At 71.1% G+C, this 17651-nt stretch carries 15 protein-coding genes; 7 read left to right on the top strand and 8 right to left on the bottom strand.

The genetic code is table 11. The features are described 5' to 3' along the window. The first annotated feature begins 124 nt into the window (after positions 1-124). The 4 genes from EOINJALH_RS00270 (at position 125) to EOINJALH_RS00255 (ending at position 4813) form a co-directional block, all read left to right on the top strand. A complete protein-coding gene (locus EOINJALH_RS00270; protein ID WP_088278311.1) occupies positions 125-1735 on the top strand; it encodes a GMC family oxidoreductase in 1611 nt (536 codons plus the stop codon). A gap of 69 nt (positions 1736-1804) precedes the next feature. Then, the gene (locus tag EOINJALH_RS00265) at positions 1805-2935 is read left to right on the top strand and encodes a TRAP transporter substrate-binding protein (protein ID WP_088278310.1); all 1131 of its coding nucleotides are present in this window, start codon (positions 1805-1807) and stop codon (positions 2933-2935) included. Positions 2936-2948: 13 nt separating this feature from the next. Further along, positions 2949-3506: a TRAP transporter small permease subunit gene (locus EOINJALH_RS00260; RefSeq protein WP_088278309.1), complete on the top strand. Its 558-nt coding sequence runs from the start codon at positions 2949-2951 to the stop codon at positions 3504-3506. Then, positions 3503-4813 (top strand): TRAP transporter large permease subunit, encoded by a 1311-nt coding sequence (locus tag EOINJALH_RS00255; RefSeq protein WP_088278308.1) that lies wholly within the window; start codon positions 3503-3505, stop codon positions 4811-4813. The genes EOINJALH_RS00260 and EOINJALH_RS00255 overlap by 4 nt, the downstream gene beginning before the upstream one ends. Here the strand turns inward: EOINJALH_RS00255 and EOINJALH_RS00250 are convergent. The 7 genes from EOINJALH_RS00250 to EOINJALH_RS00220 form a co-directional block, all read right to left on the bottom strand. Further along, positions 4806-6074: a SulP family inorganic anion transporter gene (locus EOINJALH_RS00250; RefSeq protein WP_158219593.1), complete on the bottom strand. Its 1269-nt coding sequence runs from the start codon at positions 6072-6074 to the stop codon at positions 4806-4808. The two genes, EOINJALH_RS00255 and EOINJALH_RS00250, sit on opposite strands and share 8 nt — an antisense overlap. A gap of 50 nt (positions 6075-6124) precedes the next feature. Then, on the bottom strand, positions 6125-6952 hold the full coding sequence (locus EOINJALH_RS00245; RefSeq protein ID WP_088278306.1) for an ABC transporter permease subunit: 828 nt from the start codon (positions 6950-6952) through the stop codon (positions 6125-6127). Continuing rightward, positions 6945-7733 carry a taurine ABC transporter ATP-binding protein gene (locus EOINJALH_RS00240; RefSeq protein ID WP_088278305.1) on the bottom strand — a complete coding sequence of 263 codons (789 nt, stop codon included), beginning with the start codon at positions 7731-7733 and terminating at the stop codon, positions 6945-6947. Before EOINJALH_RS00240 ends, EOINJALH_RS00245 begins: the two co-directional genes overlap by 8 nt. A gap of 5 nt (positions 7734-7738) precedes the next feature. Further along, positions 7739-8743, bottom strand: a complete 1005-nt coding sequence (gene tauA, locus EOINJALH_RS00235) for a taurine ABC transporter substrate-binding protein (protein WP_234413581.1) — start codon at positions 8741-8743, stop codon at positions 7739-7741. Between the two features lie 171 nt (positions 8744-8914). Further along, a complete protein-coding gene (locus EOINJALH_RS00230; RefSeq protein ID WP_088278304.1) occupies positions 8915-10441 on the bottom strand; it encodes a PLP-dependent aminotransferase family protein in 1527 nt (508 codons plus the stop codon). Positions 10442-10497: 56 nt separating this feature from the next. After that, complete coding sequence (locus EOINJALH_RS00225) at positions 10498-10836, bottom strand: nuclear transport factor 2 family protein (protein WP_088278303.1); 339 nt, start codon at positions 10834-10836, stop codon at positions 10498-10500. Between the two features lie 94 nt (positions 10837-10930). Next, entirely contained in the window at positions 10931-11716 is a 786-nt protein-coding gene (locus tag EOINJALH_RS00220; protein WP_088278302.1) for a fumarylacetoacetate hydrolase family protein, read from the bottom strand. 156 nt (positions 11717-11872) lie between these two features. Here EOINJALH_RS00220 and EOINJALH_RS00215 point away from each other — a divergent pair, with 156 nt between their 5' ends. Then, positions 11873-12946, top strand: a complete 1074-nt coding sequence (locus EOINJALH_RS00215) for an NAD/NADP-dependent octopine/nopaline dehydrogenase family protein (RefSeq protein ID WP_088278301.1) — start codon at positions 11873-11875, stop codon at positions 12944-12946. Continuing rightward, positions 12933-13955 carry a 3-hydroxybutyryl-CoA dehydrogenase gene (locus tag EOINJALH_RS00210; protein WP_088278300.1) on the top strand — a complete coding sequence of 341 codons (1023 nt, stop codon included), beginning with the start codon at positions 12933-12935 and terminating at the stop codon, positions 13953-13955. The genes EOINJALH_RS00215 and EOINJALH_RS00210 overlap by 14 nt, the downstream gene beginning before the upstream one ends. Positions 13956-13986: 31 nt before the next feature. Here the strand turns inward: EOINJALH_RS00210 and EOINJALH_RS00205 are convergent, their stop codons facing one another. Beyond that, positions 13987-14367 (bottom strand): hypothetical protein, encoded by a 381-nt coding sequence (locus EOINJALH_RS00205; RefSeq protein WP_199873103.1) that lies wholly within the window; start codon positions 14365-14367, stop codon positions 13987-13989. A 490-nt stretch (positions 14368-14857) separates the two neighbouring features. Between EOINJALH_RS00205 and EOINJALH_RS00200 the strand changes: the two genes are divergently transcribed. Further along, entirely contained in the window at positions 14858-17533 is a 2676-nt protein-coding gene (locus tag EOINJALH_RS00200) for a LuxR C-terminal-related transcriptional regulator (RefSeq protein ID WP_234413580.1), read from the top strand. The last annotated feature ends 118 nt before the right edge of the window (positions 17534-17651 follow it).

Here is a 17651-nt window from a genome sequence, read left to right as displayed (position 1 = left end):
GCGGGCTCGGGCCATCTCGGTACAAACGTGGGGAACCGGATCATTGTGTTCCGAAAATCGCTGCCGTAGGATCGCCGAAAATCGGAACGTTTCGTTCCGGTCAGCGATCGCGAGGCCCTGCGGCATGGCGGCGGAGTTCGATTACATCGTGGTGGGCGCGGGCTCGGCGGGTTGCGTGCTGGCCGCGCGCCTGTCCGAAGACCCGGCCACCCGCGTGCTGCTGCTCGAGGCCGGCCCGCCCGACCGGTCGCCCTGGATCCACCTGCCCATCGGCTACGGCAAGACGATGTGGAGCCCGGCCGTCAACTGGTGCTTCCACACCGACCCCGACCCCGGCATGAACGGCCGCCGCATCTACTGGCCGCGCGGCAAGACGCTGGGCGGCTGCAGCTCGATCAACGGCCTGATCTACATCCGCGGCCAGCGCGAGGACTACGACCACTGGGCCGCGCTCGGCAACCCCGGCTGGGCCTTCGACGACTGCCTGCCGTACTTCCGCCGCTCTGAAGGCAACCAGCGTGGCGACAGCGAATTCCATGGCGGCCATGGGCCGCTGCGGGTGTCGGACATCGCCGCGCGGCACCCGCTGATCGAGGCCTTCATCGACGGTGCCGGGCAGGTCGGCGTGCCGCGCACCGACGACTTCAACGGTGCGCGGCAGGAGGGCGCCGGCTACTTCCAGCTCAACACCCACCGCGGCTGGCGCTGCAGCACCGCCAAGGCCTACCTGGTGCCGGCGCGCCACCGGCCCAACCTGCGCGTGGTGACCGAGGCGCAGGTGGGGGGCCTGCTGTTCGACGGCGCGCGTGCCAGCGGCGTGCGCTACCGCCAGCAGGGCGTTGATCACGTGGTGCGCGCCTCTGCCGAGGTGCTGCTGGCCGCGGGCGCCATCCAGTCGCCGCAGTTGCTGCAGTTGTCGGGCATCGGCGCGCCCGACCTGCTGCAGCGCCATGGCATCGCGGTGCGCCAGGCGCTGCCCGGCGTCGGCGCAAACCTGCAGGACCACCTGCAGATCCGCCTGATCTTCGAGTGCAGCCAACCCATCACCACCAACGACCAGCTCAACAGCTGGGCGGGCCAGGTGAGCATCGGCCTGCAGTGGCTCTTCCGGCGCACCGGGCCGCTGGCCGTGGGCATCAACCAGGGCGGCTGCTTCATGCGCGCGCTGCCCGACTCTTCGCGGCCCGACATCCAGTTCCACGTGGCCACGCTGTCGGCCGACATGGCCGGCGGCAAGGTGCACCCGTTCTCGGGCTTCACCATGTCGGTGTGCCAGTTGCGGCCGGCCTCGCGCGGGCACATCCGCATCCGCTCGGCCGACCCCTTCCAGCCGCCCGAGATGCAGCCGCACTATCTGTCGGCCGAGCTCGACCGCCGCGCCGCGGTGGCCGCGGTGAAGGCTGCGCGCGCCATCGCCGCGGCACCGGCGATGCGGCCGCTGGTGGCTCGCGAGGTGAAGCCCGGCCCCGAGGCCGGCGACGACGCCGCGCTGCTCGAGTTCTGCCGCAACCAGGGCGCGACCATCTTCCACCCCAGCGGCACGTGCGCGATGGGGCGCGACCCGGCCGCCGGTGCGGTGCTCGACGCGCGGCTGCGCGTGCACGGCGTGCCCGGCTTGCGGGTGGTCGATTGCTCGGCGATGCCCACGTTGGTGTCGGGCAACACCAATGCGCCGGTGGTGATGATGGCCGAGAAGGCCGTGGACATGATCCGCCAGGACGCGCGTGCGGCCTGACGGTGTTCGTGGGTGGGGCCCCCTGCGGGCCCCGGGTGTCAACGGGACAGTGCAAGGAGACGAACCGACATGAGCAACAGCAACCCCCAAACGACGCGACGCCGCGCGCTCGGCACCGGCCTCGTCGGCGCCGCCGGCGTGCTGGCCGGCGCCCCGGCCATCGCCCAGGCCGTCACCCGGCTGAAGATCCAGACCGCCGTGCCCAGCTCGAGCATCTACTTCGACCTGATGAAGCGCTTTGCCGACCGGGTGGACAAGATGTCCAACGGGCGGCTGAAGATGGAGATGCTGCCCGACGGCGCGGTGGTGGCCGCGTTCGAGATCGTCGACGCGGTGGACAAGGGCGTGGTCGACGGCGGCTACGCGTGGACGCACTACTGGTCGGGCAAGAACACCGCGGCGGGCCTGTTCTCCAATCCCGCCGCGGGCGGCGGCACCGGCATGGACCAGCTCTCGCACGTGGCCTGGCTGTTCCAGGGCGGCGGCAATGCGCTGTACAAGAAGTTCTTCGCCGAGGGCCTGAAGCTCAACATCGAGCCCTTCATGGTGCAGCCGATGGGGCCCGACCCGCTGGGCTGGTTCAAGAACCCCATCAAGTCGCTCGACGACATGAAGAAGCTCAAGTACCGCTCGCCCCCGGGGCTGGTCGGCGAGATCTTCAAGGAGATGGGCATCAACGCGGTGGCCATGCCCGGCGGCGAGATCGTGCCGGCGGCGCAGCGCGGCGTGCTCGACGCGGCCGAGTGGATCGGCCCGGCCGACGACATGGCGCTGGGCTTCCACAACGTCTTCAAGCACTACTACCTGCAGGGGCTGCACCAGAGCACCGACGTGGGCGAACTGCTGATCAACAAGACCGCGTGGAACAAGCTGCCGGCCGACCTGAAGGCCATTGTCGAGGCCAGCGCGATGGCCACGATGACCGAGACCTACACCTTCAACGTGCACCGCAATGCGCTGGCGCTGCAGAAGCTGCAGACCGAGCACAAGGTGAACGTGCACGACACGCCGAAGGACATCTTCCCCGCGTTCATCAAGGCCACCAACACCATCTACGACCGCGAGGCCACGAAGAACCCGCTGTTCAAGGAGACGCTCGACTCGCAGCGCGCCTTCGCCAAGCTGGTGGTGCCGTACTGGAACAAGATCAACGGCCTGTACTTCCAGCTGGGGTCGGACTCCCCCAACGCCAAGTCGTGACGGGCGCCGGGGCATGACCGAAGCTGATTCCGGGCTGGCCCGACTGGCTGGCCGGCTCGACCAGGTGGCCATCGGGTCGGGCCGCCTCGCGGCCTGGCTGGTGATCCCCATGGTGCTGTCGCTGTGCTACGAGGTGGCGGCGCGCTACGTATTCAACGCACCCACCCAGTGGGCCTACGACATGACCTTCATGCTGTACGGCAGCTTCTTCATGCTCGGCTCGGCCTTCACGTTGCAGCGCAAGGGCCACGTGCGCACCGATTCGCTCTACGCGGGCTGGTCGCCAAGGCGCCAGGCGGGGGTGGACCTGGCCTGCTACCTGTTCATGTTCCTGCCCTTCGTCAGCGTGTTCGCGTTCGTCGGCTGGGGCTACTTCGTCAAGGCCTACACGACGAACGAGACCTTCGTCAGCAGTGCCTGGCAGCCCATCACCTGGCCCTTCAAGCTGACCATGCCGGTGGCCGGCGTGCTGCTGATCATCCAGGGCGTGAGCGAATCGCTGAAGTGCGTCCATGCCCTGCAGCACGGCGAGTGGCCGGACGAGGCGCCGAAGCCGGAGACGCTTGTATGAGCCAGGAGATCCTCGGCCTCGTGGCCCTGGGGGTGCTGTTCGCGGTCATCTTCATCGGCTTCCCGATCGCCTTCACGCTGGGCTTCGTCTCGCTGGCCACCGGCTACTACGCGCTCGGTCCGGTGGTGTTCGACCTGGCCGTGCTGCAGACCTACTCGGTGATGAAGGACACGGTGCTGGCGGCCATCCCGTTCTTCCTGTTCATGGGCTTCCTGCTCGAGCAGTCGGGCATCATGGAGCGGCTGTTCAACGGCATCCAGCAGTTGCTGGCCCGGCTCAACGGCTCGCTGTACCTGGCGGTGCTGATCACCGCCACCATCTTCGCCGCGGCCACCGGCATCGTCGGCTCGTCGGTCACGCTGCTGGGCGTGATGGCCGGCCCGTCGATGATCAAGAGCGGCTACGACCCCAAGATGTCGGCCGGGGCCATCACCGCGGGCGGCACGCTGGGCATCCTGATCCCGCCGTCGGTGATGCTCATCGTGATGGGCCCGGTGGTGGGGGTGCCGGCCACCGACCTGTTCGCCGCGGCGGTGATCCCGGGGCTGATGCTGTCTGGCCTGTTCATCGCGTGGACGCTGATCCGCTGCTGGCGCGACCCCAGCCTGGGCCCGGCCCTGCCGGAGGAGATGCGGCCCAAGTCCATGGGACCGGTGATCCGCGACCTGCTGATCGGCGTGATGCCGGTCATCGTGGTGATCCTGTCGACGCTGGGCGTCATCCTGATCGGCGCGGCCACGCCCACCGACGCGGGCGCCATCGGCTGCCTCGGCACCTTCCTGCTCACCTGGGGGTCGGGCCGGCTCACGTTGCCCAAACTGCGGCGCGCCGCCTACGCCACGCTCGAGATCTCCAGCATGATCCTGCTGCTGGTGACGGCGTCCAACCTGTTCGGCGCGGTGTTCTCGCGCCTGGGCAGTGCCGACTTCCTGGCCCAGGCGCTGACCAGCCTGTCGCTGCCGCCGATGCTGATGCTGCTGGTCATCCTGGCGCTGATCTTCGTGCTGGGCTGGCCGCTGGAATGGGTGCCCATCGTGCTGATCGTGATGCCCATCGCCGTGCCCATCGTCACCGCCGCGGGCATCGACCTGGTCTGGTTCTGCACCCTGGTGGCCGTGACGCTGCAAACGGCCTGGCTGTCGCCGCCGGTGGCCTTGTCGGCCTACTTCCTGAAAGGGGTGGTGCCGCAGTGGGAGCTGAAGGACATCTACGCCGGCATGGTGCAGTTCATGGTGCTGCAACTGGTGGGCGTGGGGCTGCTGCTGATCTTCCCGAAGCTGGCCACCTGGCTGCCCAGCGTCAACTGAGCCTGTCGCCGCGCACCAGCCGCTGCACCAGCAGCGCGCTGGTGATGCCCAGCAGGATGGCCCATTCGAGCGACAGCGTCACCGTGGCCACCAGCGTCACCAGCATCGGCGCGCGCTCGTGCGCTTCGTCGCGCCAGATGCGGCGCATCTCGCGCACGTCGAACAGGCCCCAGGCCACCACGAACAGCAGCCCGGCCACCACCGCCAGCGGCAGGTGGCGGGCCAGCGGGCCGACGAAGATCAGCAGCAACAGCAGCAGCACCGCCGCGCTGGCGGCGGCCAGCGGCGAGCGGGCGCCGGCCTCCAGGTTGACGGCCGAGCGGTTGAACGAGCCGCTGGCCGGGAACGCCGAGAAGAACGCGCCGGCCAGGTTGGCCAGGCCCTGGCCGATGAACTCCTGGTTGCCGTCGAGCGTGTCGCCTTTCAGCCGCGCCATCGAGCGGGCGATGGCCGAGGCCTCGGTCAGCGCCAGCAGCGTCATCACCAGCGTGGCGCCGAAGAGCGAGCGCACCGTGTCCACCGACAGGTCGGGCGCGCTCAGCGGCGGCCAGGCCGCCACCACCGCCTGCACGGTGGCCAGCGGCGGCCAGCCGGGCTGCGCCGCGGCCAGCGCCTTGGCCACCAGCGTGCCGCCGATCACGGCCACCAGCATCGCCGGCACGATGCGGTTGAAGGGCCTGGCCACGATCGCCAGCACGATGGTCGCCAGCCCCGAGGCCAGGGCCAGCGGCTGCACCTGGGGCAGCCGCTCGACGGCGCTGGTGAGGTTGGTCAGCACCGAGGTGTTGCGCGGCAGCGGCAGCGCCAGGAGCGGCCCGAGCTGGCTGTTGATGATCAGCACCGCGGCGCCGGCCGTGAAGCCCACCACCACCGAGTGCGGCACCCGCTCCACCAGCGCACCCACCCGGGCCAGGCCCAGCAGCAGTTGCATCAGGCCCACCAGGAAGGCGAGCGTGAGCACCAGCGACACGTAGTGCGGCGAGCCCACGGCGGCCAGCGGCGAGACCACGGCCATGGTCGTCAGCGAGATGGCGTTGGCCGGGCCGGTGACCATCAGCCGGCTGGAGCCGAACAGCGCGGCCACCATGCATGGCACCATGGCCGCGTACAAACCGTATTGGGCCGGCATGCCGGCCAGCGTGGCAAAGGCGATGCCCTGCGGCAACACGACGATGGCGCCGGTCAGGCCGGCCAGCAGGTCGGCGCGCACCGCACCGGGCTGGCGCCACTCGTCTCGCCAGCGCAGGATGGGGAGGGACATCATGCGATTGTCGCCGCGGCGGCCAGGGGACCGTCGCCGCGCCGGCAGGCCTACATGCGGCCCTTCCAGGGCACCAGCCGACGTTCGACCCAGCGCATGAACAGGTCGAAGGCGTAGGCCACCACGCCGATCACGACGATGCCCATGATGACGATGTCGGTGCGCAGGAAGTTGGACGCATTGAGCACCATCTGCCCCAGGCCGACGTTGGCCGCCACCATCTCGGCGGCCACCAGCGTGGTCCAGCCGAAGCCGATGGCGATGCGCATGCCGATCAGGATCTCGGGCAGCGCCGACGGCAGGATCACGTGGCGGATCACCTGGCCGTAGCTGGCCCCCATCGAGTAGGCCGCGTTGATCTGCTCCTGCGACGCGCTCTTCATGCCCGAGCGCGCGGCCAGCGCCAGCGGCGCGAAGCAGGAGAGGAAAATCAGCAGCACCTTGGGCAGTTCGTCGATGCCGAACCAGATGATGATCAGCGGCAGGTACGACAGCGGCGGCAGCGGCCGGTAGAACTCGATCGGCGGGTCGAAGATGCCGCGCGCGATGCGCGACATGCCCATCGCGATGCCCACCGGCACCGCGGTGACGAAGGCCAGCCAGAAGGCCGCGGTGACGCGCAGGATGCTGGCCACGAAATGCTCCCACAGCGGCTTGTCGTTGGCCGTGCCGGTGGCGTATTCGACGAACTGCTGCCACACCGCCTGCGGGCTGGGCAGGAACAGCGGCTTGATCCAGCCGGCCGCCGTCACCACGAACCACAGCAGCAGCAGCGCCGCGATCGTGGCCACGCTGATGGCCGCGCTGCTGCCCTCGCCCGGCACCTTGAAGGCGCTGGTCTTCAGCGGCGCCGGGGCGGTCTTGGCGGGCTCAGACATCGGCCGGCTCCCGGTGGTGGATGTGCGCCAGCACCTCCTCGCGCAGGCGGATGAAGGCGGGCTCGGACTTGACGCGCCGCGCGTCGCCGTGCTCGAGGAACTGGCGCGAGAAGGCCAGGTCGTCGTAGACGTGGCTGATGCGGCCAGGGCTCGGGCTCATCACGATCAGCCGCGTGGCCAGGAACAGCGCCTCTTCCACCGAATGGGTGATGAAGAACACCATCTTGCCGGTGCCCGACCAGGCCCGCAGCAGGATCTCCTGCACCTGCTCGCGCGTGAAGGCGTCGAGCGCGCCCATCGGCTCGTCCATCAGCAGCACGGCCGGGTCGTTGGCCAGGGCGCGGGCGATGCCCACGCGCTGCTGCATGCCGCCGGACAACTCGTGCACCGCGCGGTCGGCCACCTTCTGCAGGCCCACCAGCGCGAGCTTCTCTTCGGCGATGCGGCCGCGCGTGGCGGCATCGACACCGCGCATGCGCAGGCCCAGCGCCACGTTGTCGCGCACGTTCAGCCAGGGCATCAAGGCATGCTTCTGGAACACCACGCCGCGGTCGGCGCCAGGCCCCACCACCGGCTGGCCGTCGAGCAGGATCTCGCCGGTGGACGGCGGCAGGAAGCCGGCGATGCAGTTCAGCAGCGTGGTCTTGCCGCAGCCCGAGGCGCCGAGCGCGACGACGAAATCGCCGTCGTGCATCGTCATGTTCACCGGCGCCAGGGCCTGCAGCGTGCCGCCCTGGACCGCGTAGTTGACGGTCAGCCCGCGGATCTCGAGCGTCGGCATCCGGCTTACTTGCCCATGGCCTTCTTGACGTAGGCGTCGGTGACGAAGGCGCCGTAGTTGGGCTTGACCTCCTGGATGCGGCCCTGCTCCTTCAGGAAGGCCGCGGTGCTGGTCATGGCCTTCACGGCGCCGCCGCCCAGCCAGGTGGGGCCGGCCTGCTCGGCCAGCGTCGGGAAGGTGTACAGCGCCATCGTGGCGGGCACGTCCTTGGCGTCGGCCTTGGTCCACTTGGCCACGGCCTTCACTTCGGGTGAGTCGACCGTCCACTTGGCCTTGTTGGCGCGGTACTTCTCGTCCACCTTGGCCAGTTGCTTCACCAGCTCGACCATGAAGGCCTCATGCTCGGCCGCCCACTTGGCGTTGACGATCAGCCCGTCGAAGGTGGGGAAGCCCTTGGCGCCGATGGTCTTGGAGCTCTCGATCACCTTGCCGTTGGCCTTGATCTTGGTGAGCACCGGGTCCCAGATGAAGGCGGCGTCGATGTCGCCGCGCTCCCAGGCGGCGGCGATCTCGGGCGGGCGCATGTTCATCACGTTGACGCCCTTGGCATCGACGCCCGAGACCTTCATGATGGCCATCAGCTGGTAGTGCGCCGTGCTGACGAAGGGCGTGGCGACCTTCTTGCCCTTCAGGTCCTTGATGCCGTTGATGCCGGTGCCATTGCGCACGATCAGCGCCTCGGCGTCGGCGATGTCGTCGAGGATCCAGAACAGCTTGACGTCCTGGCCCTGGCTGGCCGCCGCCACGATGGGGCTGGAGCCGGCCTCGCCGATCTGCACGTCGCCGGAGGCCATGGCCTTGATGACGTCGCCGCCGCCGCCGAACATGCGCCAGTTGATCTTGTAGCCGGTGGCCTTCTCGAGCTCGCCCGACTCCATCACCGTGCGCAGGGGCACCAGCATGTCCTGGTGGGCGAAGGTCACTTCCTTCTTGGCCTGTGCGAAGGCGCTGCCGGCACTGGCCAGGGCCAGCGCGGCGATCATGGGGAACGCGGTGCGGAACAGGTGCATGGAGAACTCCTCGTGTGGGACGTTGCCGATGGGGGACGCCGCCGATTGTGTGCGCAATGTGCCCTGTCGACCCAGTGGTGCATGGGGCCAGCGCCCGCGGCAGGATGGGTCCAGCCGCTGCGGGTTTGCCCTGGGACGGGGCACGTGGCCGCGGCCACGCACCGGGCTCGCTCAGTGCGCGCGCGATCCAGGTGCGCGCCGCTCGCCGCGCGCGGCCGCCAGGTCGTCGAGCGCCTGGCCCAGCGCACGCACGCCGGCCGGGATCTGGCTGGCCGCGATCGACGACAGGCGCAGGCGAAAGTAGGGGCAGGGGTAGGGCGGCTGCACGTGGAACACCTCGCCCGGTTCGATCAGCACGCCGTGGCGCTGGGCAATCAGCGCCAGTTCGGTCGCGTCCACCCAGGCCGGCGCGCGCACCCACACCGAGGCCCCGCCCTGCGGCACGCGGAAGGCGCAGTCCGGCAGGTGCTGGCGCAGCGCCTGGGCCAGCACGGCCAGCCGCTCCTGCATCGCGGCATTCACCCGGCGCGCGTGCGACTCGTGGTGGCCCAGCTGCAGGAACAGCGCATAGGCCTGCTGCAGAAAGGCGCTGGGGTGCCGCACCATCGCATGGCGCAGCAGCCGCAGCTCGGCAATCAGCCCGCGCGGGGCCACGATGTAGCCCAGGCGCAGCGCCGGTGACAGGCTCTTCGACAGCGAGCCGATGTAGATCACGCGCCCGCTCTTGTCCAGGCTCTTGAGCGCCGGCATCGGCGAGCCGGCGTACAGGTTCTCGGCCTCGTAGTCGTCCTCGATGACGACGAAGTCGTTCAGCTCGGCGCGCTTGAGCAACCAGTGGCGACGGTCCAGGCTCAAGGTGGCGGTTGTGGGGCTCTGGTGCGAGGGCGTGACGAACACGTAGTCCACCGGCGGCATCGCGTCGATCACCAGGCCCTCGTCGTCGACGGCGATCGGCACCACCCTGGGCTGCCGCAGCGAGAAGGTGTTGCGCGCGTGCGGGTGGCCGGGCTCCTCGAGGCCGACGCGCGTGTCGGCGTCGAACAGCGCTTCGGCCAGCAGGTGGTACGAGTGCTGGGCGCCGACGGTGACCAGGATCTCCTCGGCCAGCGCGAACACGCCGCGCTTGGGCAGCAGGCGCAGGCGGATCTGCTCGACGAGTTCGGGCACGTCGTCGGTCTCGAAGTCGGGCGTCCAGTGCGGCAGTTGCGCACGGGCCAGGCTGCGGGCGCAGCACTCGCGGAAGTCTTCGGTGGGGAACAGTTCGGGGTCGAAGGTGCCGTAGACGAAGGGGTAGGGATAGCGTCGCCACTGCGACGGCTTGGCCAGGGTGCGGTTGGCGGCCAGCGAGCGACGCAGGCGCCGGTCCCAGTGCGGCGCCCGGCCGGGCTCGCGCGCGGGCGCAGCGAAGCCGACGGCCATCGGCGGGCGCGCCTGTGCCGCCACGAACACGCCGCGGCGCGGCCGGGCCTCGAGGAACTGCTCGTCGATGAGTTGCTGGTAGGCCGCCGTCACCGTGTTGCGGCCCAGCGCCAGCAACTGCGCCAGCTCGCGCGACGACGGCATCGGCGCACCCGGTGGCAGGTGCCCGTCGAGGATGGCCTGCACCACCGCGCGCCGCAGCCGGGCCTGCAGCGACAGCGCGGCATGCTCGGGCAGCGCGAACAGCTGGGCCCATTGGATGCGGGGGGTGCGGGACATGGGTGCGTGCGCGGTCGGTGGGTGCGATCGTTCTGGTTGCGGCCGGCCGTGCTGCGTCACTCGGCGTTGAAGAACCAGACCGTGGTGATCAACCCGTCGTGCACCTCGAAGACCACTGCCGCCTCCACGGGCTGGTCGGACAGCCCGGTGATGCGCTCATGGTCGATCACCTTGCAGCCCAGCACCATGCGGTTGACGAGTTCGGCGTGCAGGTGCGGCAGGTTGAAGCGGTGGGCGGCGTAGTGCGCTGCCATCGCGGCCTTGCCCACCAGCACTGGCTCGGCGGCCGGTGGGCGGTACAGCCGCACGTCGTCGGCGTACTGGGCCACGAAGGCGGCCAGGTCCTTGGCGTTGTAGGCGTCCAGCTGGCGCTGGACCGGCAGTGCGGGGTTCATCGGCGTGGGGGCAAAGTGGATCCGCCGTGCATCATGCGCCAACGCGGCCGGGCCGCGCGAGGCCCGGTGCAGGGGTGCGGCGCGCCCTGCGGCGTCACACGATCTTCACGCTGAGGTTGGGCAGCCCGTCGATGTGGCATTCGATGACGTCGCCGCGCACCACCGGGCCCACGTTCTCGGGCGTGCCGGAATAGATGATGTCGCCGGCCATCAGTTCGTTGGCCTGCGACAGCTTGCTGATCTGCTCGGCCACGTTCCAGATCATGTTGGAGAGGTTCGATTTCTGCTTGGTCTGGCCGTTCACCTTCAGCCAGATGCCGCCCTTGGTGAAGTGGCCGATGGCGTCGGCCACGTGCAGCGGGCCGATCGGCGCCGAGCGATCGAAGCTCTTGCCGATCTCCCAGGGCTTCTTCTCGTCGCCCATCGCGCGTTGCAGGTCGCGCCGTGTCATGTCCAGGCCCAGCGCGTAGGCGTACACGCAGTCGAGCGCCCGCTCCACCGGGATGTCGCGCCCGCCCTTGTGCAGGGCGGCCACCAGTTCCACCTCGTAGTGGTAGTTCTTGGTCAGCGAGGGGTAGGGGTGGTCGGCCACCGTGCCGGGCGGCACGTTCTGGATCGCGTCGGTGGGCTTCTGGAAGAAGAACGGTGGCTCGCGGTTCGGGTCCGATCCCATCTCGCGCGCATGGGCGGCGTAGTTGCGGCCGATGCAGTAGATGCGCCGCACCGGGAACATCATCTCGCTGCCGACGATGGGGATGAAGGTGTCGGCCACGCTGAAGGGCGTCTTCGGCGCCTGCGAGGCGGTGCCCGGCAAGGCGCATCCGGCCACGGCGCCCACCGCCATCGTGGCCGTGGTGTTGATCATCGAACGGCGGTCCATGGTGCTCGTCTCCTCGATTGTTGTGGCGGCCAATCTACCCGGCCGCGGCCCGCACGGACAGCGGGGCATCCCGGCCTGTGGCGGGCTGTGGCAGGCGCAACAATCGGCCGCAACGCGCCGCTCTCGCGGCCCCATGTCCCCAGGAGACACCGACCGATGAAGATCGCCATCCTCGGCGGCGGCCACGGCTGCCATGCCGCCGCCGCCGACCTGTCCGAAGCCGGCCACGAGGTGCGGCTGTGGCGGCGCGATGCCGCGGCGCTGCAGGCGGTGATCGAGGCCGGCGGCATCGTGCTGAAAGATGCGCAGGGCGCCCGCGAGGTGCCGGTCGCGCTGGCCACGGCCGACATCGGCGCGGCGCTGCGCGGGGCCGAGCTGATCGTCGTGCCCTCGCCGGCCACCGCGCAGGCCGACATCGCCCGGGCCATGGCGCCGCACCTGGTGGACGGCCAGGTGGTGTTCCTGCCGCCCGGCAGCTTCGGCAGCCTGGTGATGTCGCGCCTGGTGCGCGCCGCCGGCAACCCCGCCGACGTGGCCTGGGCCGAGACCGGCACGTTGCCCTATCTGGCGCGCAAGCACGGCCCGCGCGAGATCAACATCACCGTGCGCGCCATCCACCTGCCCACTGGCGTGTACCCGGCCCGCCACGCCGAGCGTGCGCTGGCCGTGATCCGCGGCGCCTACCCGGCGGTGCATGGCTGCGGCGATGCGCTGTCGGGCGCGCTGATGAACGCCGGCCCCATCATCCACCCGCCGCTGATGGTGATGAACGCCGCGCCGCTGCAGCACTTTCCCAGCTGGGACATCCACACCGAAGGCACCCAGCCGGCGGTGCGGGCGGTGACCGATGCGCTGGACCTCGAGCGCATCGCCGTGCGCCAGGCGCTGGGCTTCGGCGCGCCGCACTACCCGCTGGCCGACCACTACGCCAACGACCGCTGGATGTACGGCGACGCCCACAAGAAGCTGCAGAAGAGCGGCGACTGGCGCGAGCACATCGACCTGCACACCCACCGCTACATCACCGAGGACACCGAGCTGGGCCTGGCCTTCCTGGCCAGCGTGGCGCGCTGGGCGCGGGTGGACGCGCCGATCACCCAGGGCCTGCTGGCCATCGTCGGCGGCTTCCTCGGGCGCGACCTGCGCCGCGGCGAGCGCACGCTCGACGCGCTGGATCTGGCGGACTTCAGCCGGGCACAACTCCAGCAGGTGCTGCATGACGGCGAGTAGTGGATCGACGGCATGCGGTGCGCGGCCGCGCTTCGCCGCGGTGGGTGCCGGCCGCATGGGCCGCGGCATCGCCATCGCCTTTGCCTACGCCGGGCACCGCATCGCGCTGGTCGACCTGCGCCCCCGCACGCACGAGGCCTGGGCGCGCCTGCGCGACGAGGCGCGCGCCGAGATCCTGGCCAGCCTGCAGGGCCTGGCGCAGCTGGGCACGCTGCGCGCCGAGCAGGTGGACGCGGTGGCGGCGCGGGTGGAACTGGTGGATGCCGCCGGCGCGCCCGCCGCGCTGGCCGCTGCCGAGCTGCTGTTCGAGGGCGTGCCCGAAACCCTCGAGGCCAAGCGCGAGGCCTTCGACTGGATCAACCGGCACTGCCGCGACGAGGCCATCGTCACCTCCACCACCAGCAGCCTGCTGGTGACGCAGCTGGCGCAACTGGTGCGCCGTCCCGAGCGCTTCCTCAACATGCACTGGCTCAACCCGGCCTACGTCATCCCGGTGGTCGAGCTGTCCACCCACCCGGGCCTGGCACCCGAGGTGCTGGCGCGCACCAAGGCCCTGATGGAAGGCATCGGCAAGCTGCCGGTGGTGTGCGGGCCCACGCCCGGCTACATCGTGCCGCGGCTGCAGGCGCTGGTGATGAACGAGGCCGCGCGCATGGTGGAAGAGGGCGCGGCCACCGCCGAGGAGATCGACAAGGCCACGCGCTACGGCATGGGCCTGCGCTTTGCGGCCATCGGCGTGGTGGAGTTCATCGACTTCGGTGGCGTGGACATCCTGCACCACGCCAGCCGCGAGATGGCGCACAGCATCGATGCCGCGCGTTACACCGCGCCGCCTGTCGTCGGGCGGATGTTCGAGCAGGGCCACCTGGGCCTGAAGACGGCCAGCGGCTTCCACGACTACGCCGGCCGCGACCTGGCGGCCTACCGGCGCGACGTGCTCGCGCGCGTGCTGGGGCTGCTGACGCACGCCGGGCTGTGGCGCCCGGCGGCGGAGGGCACGATCGATTGAGGCGCCGGCCGCCCAAGGCGGCCGGCGGGACTCAGTTCGTGCGGGCGGCGCGCGCCAGCGGCGCGGCCGAGGCCAGCGCCGGGGCGGAGGCGCGCGCGGCGACGGCCGGCACGTCGGCGGCCGGGGCCATCGTCCACTGCACCGAGGCGGGCGGCTGCACCAGGAAGTGGTTGGTGTCGATGGCGGTGCTGCCTTGCGCCGACAGCGTCACCGCCGGGTGGTGGCTGTTGGCGTGGCCGGCGCGGGTGCGCGGGCTGGCCGGGTGGCCGACGATGAAGGTGTTGGGGTCGATGCCGGGCGCGCGGCGCTGGGCCGCGGAGGTGGCCGGGTGCTGGCCCGCGTCCTGGGCGATCGCGGCGGTGCTGGCGCCGACGCTCAGCAGGGACAGGACGAGGAGGCTCGAAAGATTCATGGGTCGCTCCGTGGGCGAGGTCGGGTACTTGTGGCACGGCCTCGCAGGCTGGGAATATCCGGCGGCGGGGTCGCCGCCGGGCACGAACCCATTGTATTGGTATTAACCCTATGCTGCACCGCGACAGATTTCCGCTTTCCCGGCTCTTCTCTGCAGTGCCAGGGCTGATGCTGCGGCGCAACAAGGCGACGCCCGGCCACGGGGTCGGCTGCCCCGGCGCCGATCGCGGCGGCACGCGGCCCCGGCCGCCATTCGTCGCCGCCCGCTGCGGACCGTCGGCGGCAGCGCGGCGGCCGTCGCATGGCGCTGGCGTGCGGGCTGCGCCTGCGAACAATGCGTCCCCATGTCGGCCTTGGCGCAACCCCTTCCGCAGACCCCGCTGGCCCGGGGCGACGGGCCCGGTCGGCGCCTCGCGGGGCCGCCAGGCCAGCCGCTGCGCGAGGCCTCGCTCGTGCAGAATCGCCCGACGACGCTTCGACGCAGCACCCCGATGCTGAGCTTCGCCCGCACCAAGATCCAGCCGCCGCGGCAGCGGCCCGGCATGCTGCAGGCCCGACCAGCGCTCGATGCGCGGCTGGCCGAGGCCCTGGCCACGCAGCGCCTGGTGCTGGTGTGCGCGGCGGCCGGCTACGGCAAGACCTCGGCTCTGGCGCGGCAGGTCGATGCGCTGCCCGAGGGCACGGCCCTGGCCTGGGTCTCATGCGACGCCGGCGATTCGCCGCTGCGCCTGTTCCAGTGCCTGATCAGCGCGCTCGAACCCTTCGACCCCCCCTGGCGCGTGGAGCCCGAGGCCCTGATGGCCGGCGCCGTCGGCGACGGCACGCCGGCCTCGCGCAGCCGCGGCCTGCGGGCGATGGTGGCCGAACTGATCAATGCACTCGATGCATGCGAGGTGCCGCACGGCGTGGTCGTCGTCGACGACCTGCACCGCATCGAGCACCCCGCGGTCTACGAGTTCCTCGACCTGCTGCTCGAGCGCCTCACGCCGCGCTGGACGCTGGCCATCGCCTCGCGCCAGGAGCCGCCGATCGCGCTGGCGCGGCTGCGCGCGCTGGGCGAACTGGCCGAGTTCCGCCTGGACGACCTGCGCTTCGAGCGCGACGAGGCCCGCGCGCTGGTCACCAGCGCCGGCCTGGACGCGGCCACCGCCGACGCGCTGTTCGAGCGCACCCAGGGCTGGCCGGTGGCCCTGCGCCTGGCGATGCACGTGCTGGCCGGCGCCCGCGGCGCTGCGATCGCCGCCCAGGCCACGGCGATCGATCGGCCGATGTTCGATTTCCTGGCCGCCGAGGTCTTCGACCGCATGGCGCCCGACCAGCGCGAATTCCTGCTGCAGACCAGCCTGCTGCCCGAGCTCACCGCGTCGCGCTGCGCCGCGCTCACCGGTGATCCGCAGGCCGCGATGCGGCTGGAACGCATCGAGCGCGCCGGCCTGGCGGTCAGCACGCTGGCCGGCACCGAACTGACGCTGCGCCTGCACGACCTGCTGCGCGAGGCGCTCGAGCGCCGCCTGGTGCAGGAACGCCCCGACGCGTTGCCCGGCCTGTGTGCCCGTGCCGCCGCCAGCGAGCCCGACCCCACCCGGCGCATCGACTTCCTGCTGCGCGCCTGCGACCACGACGGCGCGGCGCGCGTGCTCTACCAGCACGCCCCGGTGCTGTTGACGCTGGGGCAGATGTCGGGCGTCGAACGCCTGCTCGAGCGCTTTCCCCCAGGCCGGGCCGGCGCCGCGCCGCGCCTGCAGCACGTGCGCGGCCTGCTGGCCTGGGCCCGCTGGGATTTCAAGGCCATGCGCGACGCGATGCAGCACGCTGAAGCCGGCTACCTCGCCGCCGGCGAGGACGACCAGGCCCTGCTGGCGCTGGGTTACCAGGCGGTGGCGCTGAACGCCTTCGGCCAGGCCGAGCAGATCAGCCCGCGCCTGCTCGCGCTCGACCGCCGCACCCTGAGCCAGGAGAGGCACCTGATCGTCGTGCTGGCCTGCCTGTGGCACGCCATGGACCTCGGCGAACTGCAGCAGGTGGGCCCGCTGCTGGACGAGATGATGGACCTGCTCGAGACCACGCCCGACCTGTCGCTGTGGTACCGCGCGCACACCATCCCGCGGCTGAACGGATTGCCCGGTACTGCCGATGCATTGGATCGTTATGTCGAAGGCGTGATGCGGCTGACCGCGGACACGCCGTCGCCGCTGCGCGCGATGGCGCGGGCCCAGCAGGCGCTGCGCGAACTCTGGCAAGGCCATGTCGACGCGGCCGAGGCCGGCCTGGCCGCCGCCCGCGCCGATGCGCAGTGGCTGGGCGACCCGCCCAACGTGCGCGGCGTGCTGCAACTGGTGGAGACGTTGGTGGCCACCGCGCGCGGCGAACGCGAGGCCGCGCTCGATGCCGCGCGGCGCATGATCGACCAGCACCCAGTGCAGCGTGGGCCCTGGTCGCTGGCGGGCAACCTGTTCTACGCGGCGCGCGCCGCCGCGGCCTTCGACGACCTGCCGGCACTGGTCGACCACGTCGACCAGCTGGAAGGCCTGCGCGACCGCGTGCCGCCGTCGATGGTCAAGCTGCTGCGCCCGTTGCAGGGCCTGCGCTCCTGGCTCGAGGGCGACCGCGCCGAGGCGATGCGGGCCTGGAGCGAGGCCATCGAGGTCGAGGACCAGACCGACCGGCTCGGCTCGTCCGTCGAATGGCGCCTGCGCCTGGCCGCGGCGCTGGTGCTGCAGGGGCGCGACCGCGACGCCGTCGCCACGCTGGCCCCCGCAGCGGCCCGCGTGGCCGGCCACGCCGGCGTCGGCGGCGTGCTGCTGGCACGCCAGGCGCTCGGCGTGCTGGCCGAGGCCGCGGCGGCGGGCCGTCTCGGGGCCGCGCTGGGCGCCACCGTGCTGGCATGGCGCGGACTCGTGCAGGCCGCGGCCCGGCGTGAAGGTGCCACCGTGGTCGATGCCTGCGACGGATCTGGTGGGTCGATCGGCGGGCTCAGCAGCCGCGAGATCGACGTGCTGCAGCGCATCGCCGCCGGCGACAGCAACAAGCTCATCGCCCGCGCGTTCGACCTCAGCCCGCACACCGTCAAGCGCCACGTCGCCAACATCCTCGACAAGCTCGACCTGCGCTCGCGCGGCCAGGCCGCGGCCTGGTACCGCGACCACGGCGCCTCGGTTCGGCACTGAGGAGCGCACTGGCCGGAGCCCAGTGCTCTGACGGCGGCAGTTGGTGGCAGCCGTTCGTTCCGTCCGACGATCTGCGCGGCGCGACAGGCGGCAGCCGACGGTGGCGCTGACTGTGGCG

Origin of the sequence: Ideonella sp. A 288 (assembly GCF_002198735.1) — a bacterium.
Lineage (GTDB): Bacteria > Pseudomonadota > Gammaproteobacteria > Burkholderiales > Burkholderiaceae_C > Pseudaquabacterium.
This window is presented reverse-complemented; position numbering and strand designations above follow the sequence as displayed.